Origin of the sequence: Pseudomonas fluorescens, assembly GCF_900215245.1 — a bacterium.
Taxonomy (GTDB): domain Bacteria; phylum Pseudomonadota; class Gammaproteobacteria; order Pseudomonadales; family Pseudomonadaceae; genus Aquipseudomonas; species Aquipseudomonas fluorescens.
The window spans coordinates 4,798,267-4,810,911 of record NZ_LT907842.1; the positions used below are offsets into that span (position 1 = coordinate 4,798,267).

The following is a 12,645-nucleotide window of genomic DNA, read 5'->3' on the forward strand; positions in this document are numbered from 1 at the left end:
GATCACCACCGTCTACTGTCAACCTTCACAGGTGACGCCGCTCACGCATCGTCGGTGCGCTCCATGCGTTCCCGGGCCTTGCGCGCCTGATTCGCGCATTTCTGGTATTCCTCATTGTCCCTGGACGCCTTTGCCCGCCGATAGTCATGGTGGTTCTGGCTGGTGTAGTTGGTATTGAAAGCTTCCTTGAGTTTGCGCAGTTGTTCCGTGCATTCGCGGCGGTCGTTAGCCGCCGAGGCGCTGCCGGCTGCTAGGCATGACAGCAAAACCAGAGTGAGGCTGAGCTTCATCGCAGAGGTCGTCCGTGTTGGCTTGGATGTGCCAAGGCTAGTCCAGCCTGGAGATTTTTGCAGGGTGCGCCCGCGCCGCAAGGGTGCGCGGTAACACTGTGGTGGTGCACCCGGTTGGGGCCTGTCACGGTGGTGTGGGGCCTTGGGTAGCAATCTGATTGCGCATGATGGCATCCCGCTGTACAGCTCATCAGAAATTATCTTTCTGATTTATAACGAATTTATCCTCGGCATATTTTTCTGTTACTGCGTGTGGCACACTTTCTGCTGTCTATTCCGTTGTTACATACTAAGTTCCGGTATAGCGGAATACACAACTCCTGGAGTGCTTGTCATGCATCACCGACCTTCCGTGTTTAAAGCGTGTGTTTTTCTCTTCGCCGCATCGGCTTCCCTCGCAAGCGTCGTGCATGCGGCGGACAGCAAGCTCGATGATGTGCTCAAGCGTGGGCATCTCATCGTGGGTACAGGCAGTACCAATGCGCCGTGGCACTTCCAGGGAGCGGATGGCAAGTTGCAAGGTTTTGATATCGACATCGGCCGCATCGTGGCCAAAGGATTGTTCAACGATCCAAGCAAGGTCGAATTTGTGGTGCAGTCGTCCGACGCACGCATTCCCAACCTGCTGACCAACAAGGTCGACATGAGTTGCCAGTTCATCACCGTCACCGCCAGCCGTGCCCAGCAGGTTGCCTTTACCTTGCCGTACTACCGCGAAGGCGTGGGCCTGCTGCTGCCGAACAACAGCAAATACAAAGAAATCGAAGACCTGCAAGCCGCAGGCGACAGCGTCACCGTGGCCGTGCTGCAAAACGTCTACGCCGAAGAGCTGGTGCACCAGGCGCTGCCCAAAGCCAAGGTCGATCAGTACGACAGCGTTGACCTGATGTACCAGGCCGTGAACTCCGGTCGCGCCGATGCTGCCGCCACCGACCAATCCTCGGTCAAGTACCTGATGGTGCAGAACCCGGGCCGCTACCGCAGCCCGACCTACGCCTGGAGCCCGCAAACCTACGCGTGCGCCGTCAAGCGTGGCGACCAGGACTGGCTGAACTTCGTCAACACGGCGTTGCATGAGGCCATGACCGGCGTGGAATTCCCGACCTACAAAGCGTCGTTCAAGCAGTGGTTCGGTGTGGACCTGCCAGAGCCTGCGATTGGTTTCCCTGTTGAATTCAAGTGATGTGTAAACCGGGGGCGCAGTGTGTTGCGCCCCGCTTCAGGTACTGCCGACCATGAACTATCAGTTGAACTTTGCCGCCGTGTGGCGTGATTTCCCCAGCTTGCTGGCGGGGCTCGGTCTGGGCCTTGAGCTGGCATTGCTGTCGATCGCGATTGGCTGTGTGATCGGCTTGATGATGGCATTTGCCATGCTGTCCAGGCACCGGGCGTTGCGCGTCTTCGCCTCGGTGTACGTGACGGTGATCCGCAATACGCCGATCCTCGTGCTGATCCTGTTGATCTACTTTGCCCTGCCGTCGCTGGGGGTTCGTCTCGACAAAATCCCGTCCTTCATCATCACCCTGTCGCTGTATGCCGGTGCCTACCTGACCGAAGTGTTCCGTGCCGGGCTGTTGAATATTCCCAAGGGCTTGCGTGAAGCCGGCTTGGCCATTGGCCTGGGCGAGTGGCGCATTCGTGCCTACATCACCGTGCCGGTGATGCTGCGCAACGTGTTGCCAGCGTTGTCGAACAACTTTATTTCGCTGTTCAAGGACACCTCGTTGGCCGCCGCTATCGCGGTGCCGGAGCTGACCTATTACGCCCGCAAGATCAACGTCGAAAGCTACCGGGTGATTGAAACCTGGATGGTCACGACCGCGCTCTACGTGGCCGCCTGTTATTTCATCGCCATGCTGCTCCGTTACCTGGAACAGCGTCTGGCGATCCGTCGTTAAGGAGGGTTTCCATGTACGAGTCCCCCAGCTGGCTGCATGAGTTGTGGATCGCCCGGGATACCCTTTGGGCGGGGTTTCAGACCAGTATTTATTGCTCGGTGCTGGCGATTATCTTTGGCACGCTGATCGGTATCTTCGCGGGGTTGATCCTGACCTACGGCAAATTCTGGATGCGTGCGCCGTTTCGTCTGTACGTGGACCTGATCCGTGGCACGCCTGTGTTTGTGTTGGTGCTGGCGTGTTTCTACATGCTGCCGGCGCTCGGTTGGCAGATCACCGCGTTCCAGGCCGGGGCGGTCGGGCTGACGTTGTTCTGCGGCTCGCACGTCTCGGAAATCGTGCGCGGCGCGTTGCAAGCCATCCCCCGTGGGCAACTGGAAGCGGGCAAGGCGATTGGCCTGACGTTCTACCAGTCCCTGGGTTACGTGCTGTTGCCTCAGGCGCTGCGCCAGATCCTGCCGACCTGGGTCAATTCCTCCACGGAAATCGTCAAGGCTTCGACCTTGCTCTCGGTGATTGGCGTGGCTGAGTTACTGCTGAGCACCCAGCAAGTGATCGCGCGTACGTTCATGACTCTGGAGTTCTACCTGTTCGCCGGGTTTCTGTTCTTTGTCATCAACTACGCCATCGAATTATTCGGGCGCTACATTGAAAAGCGGGTGGCCTTGCCATGAACCAACCACATACCCCCTCACCGCTGCTGAACATTCGTGGCCTGCGCAAACAATACGGTCAGGTGGAAGTGCTCAAAGGCGTCGACCTGTCCATGCAGCGCGGCAACGTGGTGACCTTGATCGGCTCCAGCGGCTCGGGCAAGACCACGCTGCTGCGTTGCGTCAACTTGCTCGAAGAATTCCAGGGCGGCCAGATCACCCTGGATGGCGAGTCGATCGGCTACAGCGAAATCGCCGGCAAGCGTGTGCGTCACCCTGAGCGGGTGATTGCCCAGCACCGCGCGATGACCGGCATGGCGTTCCAGCAGTTCAACCTGTTTCCGCACCTGACCGCGTTGCAAAACGTCACTCTGGGCCTGCTCAAGGTGAAGAAAATGGGCAAGGACGAAGCCGTGGCCCTGGCCGAAAAATGGCTCGACCGTGTCGGCCTGCTGGAGCGGCGCAACCACTTCCCCGGGCAATTGTCCGGCGGCCAGCAACAGCGTGTGGCGATTGCTCGTGCAATCGCCATGAACCCCAGCTTGATGCTGTTCGACGAAGTCACCTCGGCCCTCGACCCGGAACTGGTTGGCGAGGTGCTGAGCGTGATCAAGGGCCTGGCGGAGGAGGGCATGACCATGTTGCTGGTCACCCACGAAATGCGTTTTGCCTATGAAGTGTCGGACAAGATCGTATTCATGAACCAGGGCCGTATTGAAGAGCAGGGCACCTCGAAGGACATCTTCGAGCGTCCGCAATCGCCGCGCCTGGCGGAATTTTTGAAGAACATTCGTTTTTAATCAGGAGCAACGTTATGACCATTACTCGTTACGGCACCGGCAGCACCGCCGGCGGTGGCCAGCCACGTCCTTTCGCCCGTGCGGTGGAAGCGGACGGCTGGCTCTACGTCTCGGGCCAGGTGCCAGCGGTGGACGGTGAAATCATCAACGGCGGCATCATTGAGCAGACCCGCCAGACCCTGCGCAATGTGGTGGCGATTCTGGAAGAGGCTGGCTACGAACTCAAAGACGTGGTGCGCGTGGGTGTGTGGCTGGAAGACCCACGGGACTTCTGGAGTTTCAACAAGGTCTTCGGCGAATACTTCACCCCGGAACACGCCCCGGCGCGCGCCTGTGTGCAGGCCAACATGATGGTGGACTGCAAGGTCGAGATTGATTGCGTGGCCTACAAGAAAAAAGGCTAAATGCCCCATGCTTGAAGCCATAGGAGATCCCATGTGGGAGCGGGCTTGCCCGCGATGACGGCGTGTCAGCCAGCCCATCTGGCACTGACCCACCGCAATCACGGGCAAGCCCGTTCCCACAGGGGATCACTGTGCAGCACCCACATTTGACCGGACCGATTACTGCCATGACCGAAGACACCATCAAACGCCGCGCCAAAGGCCTGGACCGTGCTTTTGATATCCTCGATTTTCTCAAGGAAATCGGCCAGCCCCTGCGCCCGAATGATATTGCCAGCGGCATCGGCAGCCCCAAATCCACCGTCTATGAGTTGGTCGCGTCGCTGCTGGAACGGCGCATTCTGGAAACGGTGGGCAAGGACGGCCACGTCTACCTCGGCCGCCAGTTGTACTTCCTCGGCCAGGCGCACCTGCGCCATTTCGACTTGACCCGCGAGGCCGACCACGCCTTGCAGGAAATCGTCAGCCAAACCCACGAAACCGCACAGATGTGCCTGCTCAACGGGCGCAAATACACGGTGGCGCTGATGCGCGAAGGTGAGCGGCATTTCCGTATTTCGTCGGACATCGGCGAAAACGCGCCAATTCCGTGGACCGCCTCCGGGCGCCTGTTGCTGGGGCACTTGAGCGACCAGCAAATCATCGACCTGATCGACGACGACGATTTCATCCTGCCGGACGGCCAGCGCCTGGCGCTGGACACCTTCCTGGCGCAGATCCGCCAGGCCACGCTCGATGGGTTCTTCTCCTTCGACAGCGTGGCCGACACCTTTACCCATTGCTTCGCTGCCCCGGTTCGCGACGCGCAAGGCATCAGCATTGCGACCTTGTGCATCGTCGCCCCACGGGCCGACGCGATTAAAAATTACAACGACTATCGCCGGGTGTTGATCGACAGCGCCAACAACCTGGCCCGCCGCATCAACGAATAGGAGTTTTCCATGTCTGCCTTCAACGCCGTTGAAAAAGGCGCCGCCGCGATTGGCGCCCACTTGGTCCGCGACGTCAGCCTGCCGGCCCTGGTGCTGCACCGTGACGCCCTGGAACACAACATTCGCTGGATGCAAGCGTTTGTCAGCAACAGCGGCGCAGAACTCGCGCCCCACGGCAAAACCAGCATGATGCCCGCACTGTTCCAGCGCCAGCTCGCCCAAGGCGCCTGGGGCATTACCCTGGCCAATGCGGTGCAGACCCGTGGCGCCTATGCCGGTGGCGTGCGCCGCGTGTTGATGGCCAACCAACTGGTCGGCGCGCCGAACATGGCGTTGATTGCCGACCTGTTGGCCGATCCTGATTTCGACTTCCACTGCATGGTCGACCACCCGGACAACGTCGCCGACCTGGGCCTGTTCTTCGCCGCCCGTGGGCTGCGCCTGAACGTGATGATCGAGTACGGCGTGGTCGGCGGCCGTTGCGGTTGCCGCAGCGAGCAGGAAGTGCGTGAGCTCGCCAAGGCGATCAAGGCCCAGCCGGCCCTGGCCCTTACCGGCATCGAAGGCTACGAAGGTGTCATCCACGGCGAACACGCTATCAGTGGCATCCGCGAGTTCGCCGCCAGCCTGGTGCGATTGGCCGTGGACCTGCAAAACAATGGCGCTTTCGACCTGCCCAAGCCCATCATTACCGCATCGGGTTCGGCCTGGTACGACCTGATCGCCGAGTCCTTCGAGACGCAAAACGCCGCCGGCCGTTTCCTCAGCGTGCTGCGCCCCGGCAGCTATGTGGCCCACGACCACGGTATCTACAAAGACGCGCAATGCTGCGTGCTCGACCGTCGCAGCGACCTCAATGAAGGCCTGCGCCCTGCGCTGGAAGTCTGGGCGCACGTGCAATCGTTGCCCGAACCCGGCTTTGCGGTGATTGCCCTGGGCAAGCGCGACGTGGCCTACGACGCCGGGTTGCCGGTGCCGCTCAAGCGCTACAAGGCCGGTATCCTGCCGGCCGAAGGCGATGACGTGAGCGCCTGCAAAGTCACCGCAGTGATGGACCAGCACGCGTTCATGCGCGTGGCACCAGGGGTTGAGCTGCGTATCGGCGACATCATGTCCTTCGGCACCTCGCACCCGTGCCTGACCTTCGACAAGTGGCAAGTGGGCTGCCTGGTGGATGAGCAGTTGCAGGTGATCGAGTCGCTGCAGACCTGCTTCTAGACCGAGTCGCGGCCATCGCAGGCAAGCCAGCTCCCACATTGACCGCGTTGTATCTGAAGGCATGCAGTCAACCGTGGGAGCGGGCTTGCTCGCGAAGGGGCCATCAGCCACACCAGAGGTTAGGGGCCATCGCAGGCAAGCCAGCTCCCACATTGACCGCGTTGTATCTGAAGGCATGCAGTCAACTGTGGGAGCAGGCTTGCTCGCGAAGGAGCCATCAGCCACACCAGAGATTAGCGGCCATCGCAGGCACGCCAGCTCCCACATTGACCGCGTTGTATCTGAAGGCATGCAGTCAACTGTGGGAGCGGGCTTGCTCGCGAAGGAGCCATCAGCCATACCAGAGATCAAAGGCATGAACACACAACCGCGCATCGCCCTGATCGGCGAATGCATGATCGAATTGCAGCACCGCGCCGACGGCAGCCTGCAGCAGAGCTTCGGCGGCGACACCCTGAACACGGCCGTGTACCTGCGCCGCGAGCTGGGCGCTGTCGGCACGGTCGACTACGTCACCGCTTTGGGCGATGACAGTTTCAGCGATGCCATGTGCCAACAGTGGCGCGACGAAGGCTTGGGCCTGGACAGGGTTCAGCGCTTGCCCGGCCGTTTGCCGGGGTTGTATTGCATCCAGACGGACGCCAACGGCGAACGCAAATTTCTCTACTGGCGCAATGAAGCCGCCGTGCGTGATTGCTTCACCACGCCGGCCGCCGAACCGATCCTGGCGGCCTTACCGGATTACGACGTGGTGTATTTCAGCGGTATCACCTTGGCGGTGCTGGGTGAAATCGGGCGTGAACGCTTACTGCAAAGCCTGATCGAAACCCGCCGTCGCGGCGGTAAGGTGGTCTTCGACAACAACTACCGGCCGCGTCTGTGGACCAGTGTCGAGGCGGCGCGCGCGGCGTATCACCGGGTGCTGGCCGAGGTGGATATCGCTTTGCTGACTGAAGATGACGAGCGTGTGCTGTTTGGGTACGCCGACAGTGAGCAGGTGTTTGCGGCGTACCCGGCCATTGCGGAAGTGGTGCTCAAGCGCGGGGCGCAGGCGTGTTTGATCCGTTGCGCAGGCGAGCGCTTTGCCGTGCCGGCGTTGCAGGTCGAGAACGTGGTGGATACGACGGCGGCGGGGGATTCGTTCAGTGCGGCGTATTTGGCCAGTCGGCTCACGGGTGGTTCGCCAGAGGCGGCGGCCTTGGCGGGGCATCGGTTGGCGAGCCGGGTGATTCAAGTGCCGGGTGCACTGATCCCAAGATAGTCGGTGGAATAGCCGCCCGCTGCGGTTCGCGAGCAAGCCCGCTGCCACATTTGATTGCATTTCAACTGAAGGAACTCGGTCAACTGTGGGAGCGGGCTTGCTCGCGAAAGCGGTCTAAAGCCCAACCCTCAGTCGCGGTAAAACACCTGCACCAGGTGATAGCCAAACTTGCTCTTGATCGGCCCATGCACCACCTTCACCGGCTTCTTGAAGATCACCGCATCAATGGCCCCGACCATCTGCCCTGGCCGCACTTCACCCAAATCACCGCCGCGCTTGCCGGACGGGCAGGTCGAGTATTTCTTGGCCAGCACATCAAACGCTTCGCCCTTGGCAATGCGCTGCTTGAGCTGTTCGGCTTCTTCGCTGGTCTTCACCAGAATGTGACGGGCTTGGGCTTTCATTGATTTCTACCAGGTGTGCGGCGGCGCGCGATTATGCCTGAACTCATTCGTCGACGCTGATCATGCTGCGGATTTTTGTTGCCAGCAGGTCAACGGAAAACGGTTTGGCGACCATGTCCATGCCGTCTTCCAGAAAGCCCTGGCGCTCGGCGGCTTTTTCGGCGTAACCGGTCATGAACAACACGCGCAGGCCGGGCCGGTGCTGACGGGCGATTTCCGCCAGTTGCCGGCCGTTCATGCCGGGCAAGCCGACATCGGTCACCAGCAGGTCCACACGCAAATCCGACTCCAACAAAGGCAGCGCCGTGCGTGCGTCCGCTGCCTGGTGTGCGGTGTAACCCAACTCATCGAGCACATTGACCACCAGCATGCGCACCGCCGGGTCATCCTCGACCACCACCACCGACTCACCGGCCAGCGCCAACGGGGCCTCGCTCAAATGCTGCGGCAGGTGGCTTTCCAGGGCGGTGCCATACAGGCGCGGCAGGTACAGGCGCACGCAGGTGCCCTGGCCGGGCTCGCTTTGGATCGTCACGTGGCCACCGGATTGCTGGGCAAACCCATAGATCATCGACAGCCCAAGGCCTGTGCCCTGGCCGATAGGCTTGGTGGTGAAAAACGGGTCGAACGCCTTGGCCAGGATTTTCGGTGCCATGCCGGTGCCGTTGTCGCACACGCCCAGCATCACGTAGTCGCCGGCCTTCACCGGTTCCAGGGTGGTGATGTCGCTGCCATCGAGGTAGCTGTTGGCGGTTTCGATCAGCAATTCGCCGCCGTCGGGCATGGCGTCGCGTGCGTTGATCACCAGGTTGAGCAGGGCGTTTTCCAACTGGCTGGCATCGGTATTCACGGGCCAGATATCGCGGCCCAGTTGCACTTTGAGCGTGATATGCGCGCCTTTGGTTCGCTGGAACAGATCCTCCAGGGACGCTACCAGCTGGTTGGGGTCCAGCGGGCGGCGGTCCAGCGACTGGCGGCGCGAGAACGCCAGCAGCCGATGGGTGAGGGCGGCCGCGCGATGGGCGGACGATACGGCGGCGTCAGTAAAGCGGCCGATTTCGTCGCTGCGCCCGGCACTGATGTAGCGCTGCATCAAGTCCAGGCTGCCGATAATCCCGGTCAGCATGTTGTTGAAATCATGGGCGATGCCGCCGGTGAGCTGGCCCACGGCTTCCATTTTCTGCGCGTGACGCAGCGCGTCTTCGGCGCGCTCGCGTTCGAACATTTCGTTTTGCAGGCGCTGGTTGGCTTCAGCCAGCGCCTGTGTGCGCTGGGCGACGCGCTCTTCGAGGTTCTCGTTGAGGTGGCGCAGGGCCTCTTCGGTGAGTTTGCGTTCGGTCTCATCGATAACAAAGATATAGAAGCCGTTCACCGAGCCGTCATTGCTGAAGCGTGGCAGGTACTTCATCAACGCGTGGCGCGGGCGGCCGTCGTGATGGGGCGTAACGGTCATGAAACTGCACGCCTTGCCCTTGAGCGCGGCGGCGATCTTGTCTTCGCGCCCGGCATACAGCTCGTCGCCGATGACCTCACGGATGGTCTTGCCGTACAGCTCCTGGGGCGTCATGCCATACCAGTCGAGGTAGGCGCTGTTGTTCAGGCGAAAACGCTGTTCGTGGTCGACGTAGCCGATCAGCACCGGCATGGCGTTGATGATCAGTTGCAGCTCGGTCTGGCTTTGGCGCAGCGCGTGCTCGGTGTGTTTACGTTCGGTCAGGTCCAGCGCGGCGCCAAGGAAGCGTGCCGGGCGGCCTTGCGGGTCCTTGTAGCAGCGACCACGGGCGAACACCCAGCGCAGTTGGCCGTCGGCTTGCAGCAAGCGGTATTCCTCGGCGTATTCGGTGCCAAAGGTGATGCAGTGTTTGATGCTGCGCGCCACCATGCCGCGGTCTTCGGGGTGCACGCCTTGCAGGTAGTCGCTGATCGGCAACAGGCCGGCGTCACTCGGGTTGACGCCATGCAAATAGGCGAAATGGGCGTCGGCGATAAAGCGGTCTTCGCCGATGTCCCAGTCCCAGGTTCCCACCGCATCAGTGGCGGCCAGGGCCAATTGCAGGCGTTGTTCGGTGCTGTGCTGGGCCTTGAGGCTGTCATCGGAGCGCTGTTGCAGTTCGAGGGCTTTGCTGCGGCGCTCGTTGGTCTCGATGGCGGTGACCAGAATGCCGGCGACGGTGCCGCTTTCATCGCGGACCGGGCTGTAGGTCAGGTCGAGCCAGATGTCGGTGTCGCGATGGTTGCGTTGCAGGACGAAGCGCTGTTCGGTGAAGGTGCGCACCTGGCCGGTGAGGACGGCGTCGTAGATCGGTGCGGTAAAGTTTTCCAGCTCCGGCCAGGTCTCATGCGCGGGTTGGCCCATGGCGCCGGGGTGTTTGTTGCCCGCGAGCGCGGCGAAGCCGTCGTTGTAGAGTTGAGTGAGCTGGCTGCCCCACAGCAGCAGCATCGGCATCGGTGAGTGGACCACGATATCGACGGCGGTGCGCAGGCTTTGCGGCCAGTCACTGGATTCACCGAGGGGGCTTCGCGCCCAGTCCAGCCGTGCAATCAATGCAGCGGCTTCGCTTCCGGTGGATGTTACGTTCATGAAAAAACCCTAAACCCGACACTTTGAAAGACGACAAAACCGATTATCCCGCGACACGGGAACGGCTGACTACCCCTCGAAAAATAGCATGCATTGGGGGTTTGTCTTCAACTGCGTGCTTCAGGGCGGAAACCTTTCTTGTTTATGCCAGCTCCGGTCGATCACGAAACTGCGCGAGCGCCTCCGGGTTTGCCAACGCGTCAGTGTTCTTCACCGGTTCACCGTGCACCACGTTGCGCACCGCCAGTTCGACGATCTTGCCGCTGATGGTGCGCGGGATATCGGTGACGGCGAGGATTTTCGCCGGCACATGGCGCGGCGTGGTGTTGGCGCGAATCACCTGGCGAATCTGTTGCTCCAGGGCGTCATCGAGTTCAATGCCCTCATTGAGGCGCACAAACAGCACCACCCGCACATCGTCCTGCCAGCGTTGGCCGATGGCCAGGCTTTCCAGGACCTGCGGGACCTTTTCCACCTGGCGATAAATCTCCGCCGTGCCGATGCGCACACCGCCCGGGTTGAGCACCGCGTCGGAGCGCCCATGAATTAGCAGGCTGCCATTGGGGCGTTGTTCGGCGTAGTCGCCCTGGGCCCATACACCGGGAAACTGGCTGAAATACGCCGCGCGCAGCGTGTGCTGGTGCGGGTCATTCCACAGCCCGATCGGCATGGCCGGAAAATGCCGAGTGCAGACCAATTCGCCTTTTTCGCCGATCAGCGGCTGGCCCTGGTCGTTCCACACTTCGATGGCCATCGCCAGGCTCTTGCACTGCATTTCGCCACGCCGCACCGGCAGCGCCGGGTTGCCGATCACAAAGCAGGAGACGATATCGGTGCCGCCCGACATCGACGACAGGCACAGCTCGCTTTTGATGTCGCGGTACACGTAGTCGTAGCTCTGCGGCGACAGCGGCGAGCCGGTTGAAATCAGCCCTTTGAGGCTGCTCAAATCATGACTCAGCCGCGGTTGCAGGCCGGCTTTTTCCAGGGTGACGAGGTATTTCGGGCTGGTGCCGAATACGCTGATTGTCTCGGCATCGATCAGGTCGATCAGCCGTTCGGGGCCGGGGTGAAAGGGCGAGCCGTCGTACAGCACGGCGGTCGCGCCGAGGGCCAGCACCGACACCAGCCAGTTCCACATCATCCAGCCGCACGTGGTGTAGTAAAAGAGGCAGTCATCCCGCGACAGGTCGGCATGCAGGCCGTGTTCCTTGAGGTGCGTGAGCAACACGCCGCCGGTGCCGTGGATGATGCACTTGGGCACGCCGGTGGTGCCGCTGGAATAGAGGATGTACAGCGGGTGATTGAACGGCACTGCGACAAATTCAGGTTCGCCGCCGGGTTGGTAAAAGTCGCCCCACAGCGTGACCTTGGCGTGGGTCTGATAATCCGCGGCTGTCGCCTGTGGCCGGGCATACGGCACGATGATCAGCTGTTGCAGGGACGGCAGGCGCGCGAGGATTTCATGCAGCTTGGCGCTTTGGTCGATGGCCTTGCCGGCATAGCGATAACCCGCGCAGGTGATCAGCACCTTGGGTTCGATCTGGCCGAAACGGTCGATCACGCCTTGGGTGCCGAAGTCCGGCGATGAACAGGACCAGATCGCCCCGAGGCTGCTGGTGGCGAGCATGCCGACCAGGGTTTGCCAGGTGTTGGGCATGCACGCGGCCACGCGGTCGCCCACCCCTACACCCGCTGCGCGCAGGCTGTGTTGCAGGCCGGCGACGTGGCTAGCCAGTTCGGCGTAGGTCAGCTGTTCGCGCTGGCCGTCCTCGCTGATGGCGACCACGGCCGGGTGATCATCACGGCGGCGCAGCAGGTGTTCGGCAAAGTTCAGCGTGGCGTCGGGAAACCACTGGGCGCTGGGCATTTCACGGTCTTCGATCAGCGTCACCGAGGGCGGGCTGCGAAATTGCACGTCAAAGAACCCGACGATGGCCTGCCAGAAGTCGGCGCGCTGGTCGATGCTCCACTGGTGCAGGGCCGGGTAGTCGGGCAGTTGCACGCTGTAGCGGTCGTTGACGAAGCGGCGGAACTGGTCCATCCGCGTGTTGGCGATGCGTTCCGGGGAAGGTTGCCAGAGGATCTCGGACATTGCGCAATCTCTTGTGCTTAGATGAAATCTACCCAACAGCACGGAGCAAATGTGCGAGCGGGCTTGCTCGCGAATGCGGTGGGTCAGTTACAAACTGGCTGGCTGACAC

12 protein-coding genes are annotated in these 12,645 nt (G+C 61.4%); 8 read left to right on the forward strand and 4 right to left on the reverse strand.

Translation table 11 applies throughout. The annotated features are described in order from the left end of the window. Positions 1–41 precede the first annotated feature (41 nt). Complete coding sequence (locus CPH89_RS22520; RefSeq protein WP_053255668.1) at positions 42–290, reverse strand: hypothetical protein; 249 nt, start codon at positions 288–290, stop codon at positions 42–44. A gap of 334 nt (positions 291–624) precedes the next feature. Here CPH89_RS22520 and CPH89_RS22525 point away from each other — a divergent pair, with 334 nt between their 5' ends. From CPH89_RS22525 to CPH89_RS22560, 8 genes are all read left to right on the forward strand, one after another. After that, on the forward strand, positions 625–1,473 hold the full coding sequence (locus tag CPH89_RS22525) for a transporter substrate-binding protein (protein WP_053255669.1): 849 nt from the start codon (positions 625–627) through the stop codon (positions 1,471–1,473). A gap of 52 nt (positions 1,474–1,525) precedes the next feature. Next, positions 1,526–2,188, forward strand: coding sequence for an amino acid ABC transporter permease (locus CPH89_RS22530; RefSeq protein ID WP_053255670.1), 663 nt, complete (start codon positions 1,526–1,528; stop codon positions 2,186–2,188). Between the two features lie 11 nt (positions 2,189–2,199). Next, positions 2,200–2,862: an amino acid ABC transporter permease gene (locus CPH89_RS22535; RefSeq protein WP_053255671.1), complete on the forward strand. Its 663-nt coding sequence runs from the start codon at positions 2,200–2,202 to the stop codon at positions 2,860–2,862. After that, entirely contained in the window at positions 2,859–3,641 is a 783-nt protein-coding gene (locus tag CPH89_RS22540) for an amino acid ABC transporter ATP-binding protein (protein ID WP_053255672.1), read from the forward strand. The genes CPH89_RS22535 and CPH89_RS22540 overlap by 4 nt, the downstream gene beginning before the upstream one ends. Positions 3,642–3,655: 14 nt before the next feature. Continuing rightward, positions 3,656–4,045: a RidA family protein gene (locus CPH89_RS22545; RefSeq protein ID WP_053255673.1), complete on the forward strand. Its 390-nt coding sequence runs from the start codon at positions 3,656–3,658 to the stop codon at positions 4,043–4,045. 167 nt (positions 4,046–4,212) lie between these two features. After that, on the forward strand, positions 4,213–4,977 hold the full coding sequence (locus CPH89_RS22550; RefSeq protein WP_053255674.1) for an IclR family transcriptional regulator: 765 nt from the start codon (positions 4,213–4,215) through the stop codon (positions 4,975–4,977). Between the two features lie 9 nt (positions 4,978–4,986). Beyond that, positions 4,987–6,195 (forward strand): amino acid deaminase, encoded by a 1,209-nt coding sequence (locus CPH89_RS22555; RefSeq protein WP_053255675.1) that lies wholly within the window; start codon positions 4,987–4,989, stop codon positions 6,193–6,195. Between the two features lie 355 nt (positions 6,196–6,550). After that, on the forward strand, positions 6,551–7,456 hold the full coding sequence (locus tag CPH89_RS22560) for a sugar kinase (RefSeq protein ID WP_053255676.1): 906 nt from the start codon (positions 6,551–6,553) through the stop codon (positions 7,454–7,456). A gap of 128 nt (positions 7,457–7,584) precedes the next feature. Here CPH89_RS22560 and CPH89_RS22565 read toward each other — a convergent pair whose 3' ends face one another. From CPH89_RS22565 to CPH89_RS22575, 3 genes are all read right to left on the reverse strand, one after another. Continuing rightward, the gene (locus tag CPH89_RS22565; protein ID WP_003174397.1) at positions 7,585–7,860 is read right to left on the reverse strand and encodes a peptidylprolyl isomerase; all 276 of its coding nucleotides are present in this window, start codon (positions 7,858–7,860) and stop codon (positions 7,585–7,587) included. Between the two features lie 43 nt (positions 7,861–7,903). Then, positions 7,904–10,441, reverse strand: a complete 2,538-nt coding sequence (locus tag CPH89_RS22570) for a PAS domain-containing protein (protein WP_053255677.1) — start codon at positions 10,439–10,441, stop codon at positions 7,904–7,906. 142 nt (positions 10,442–10,583) lie between these two features. Then, positions 10,584–12,536, reverse strand: a complete 1,953-nt coding sequence (locus CPH89_RS22575) for an acetoacetate--CoA ligase (RefSeq protein ID WP_053255678.1) — start codon at positions 12,534–12,536, stop codon at positions 10,584–10,586. Positions 12,537–12,645 lie beyond the last annotated feature (109 nt).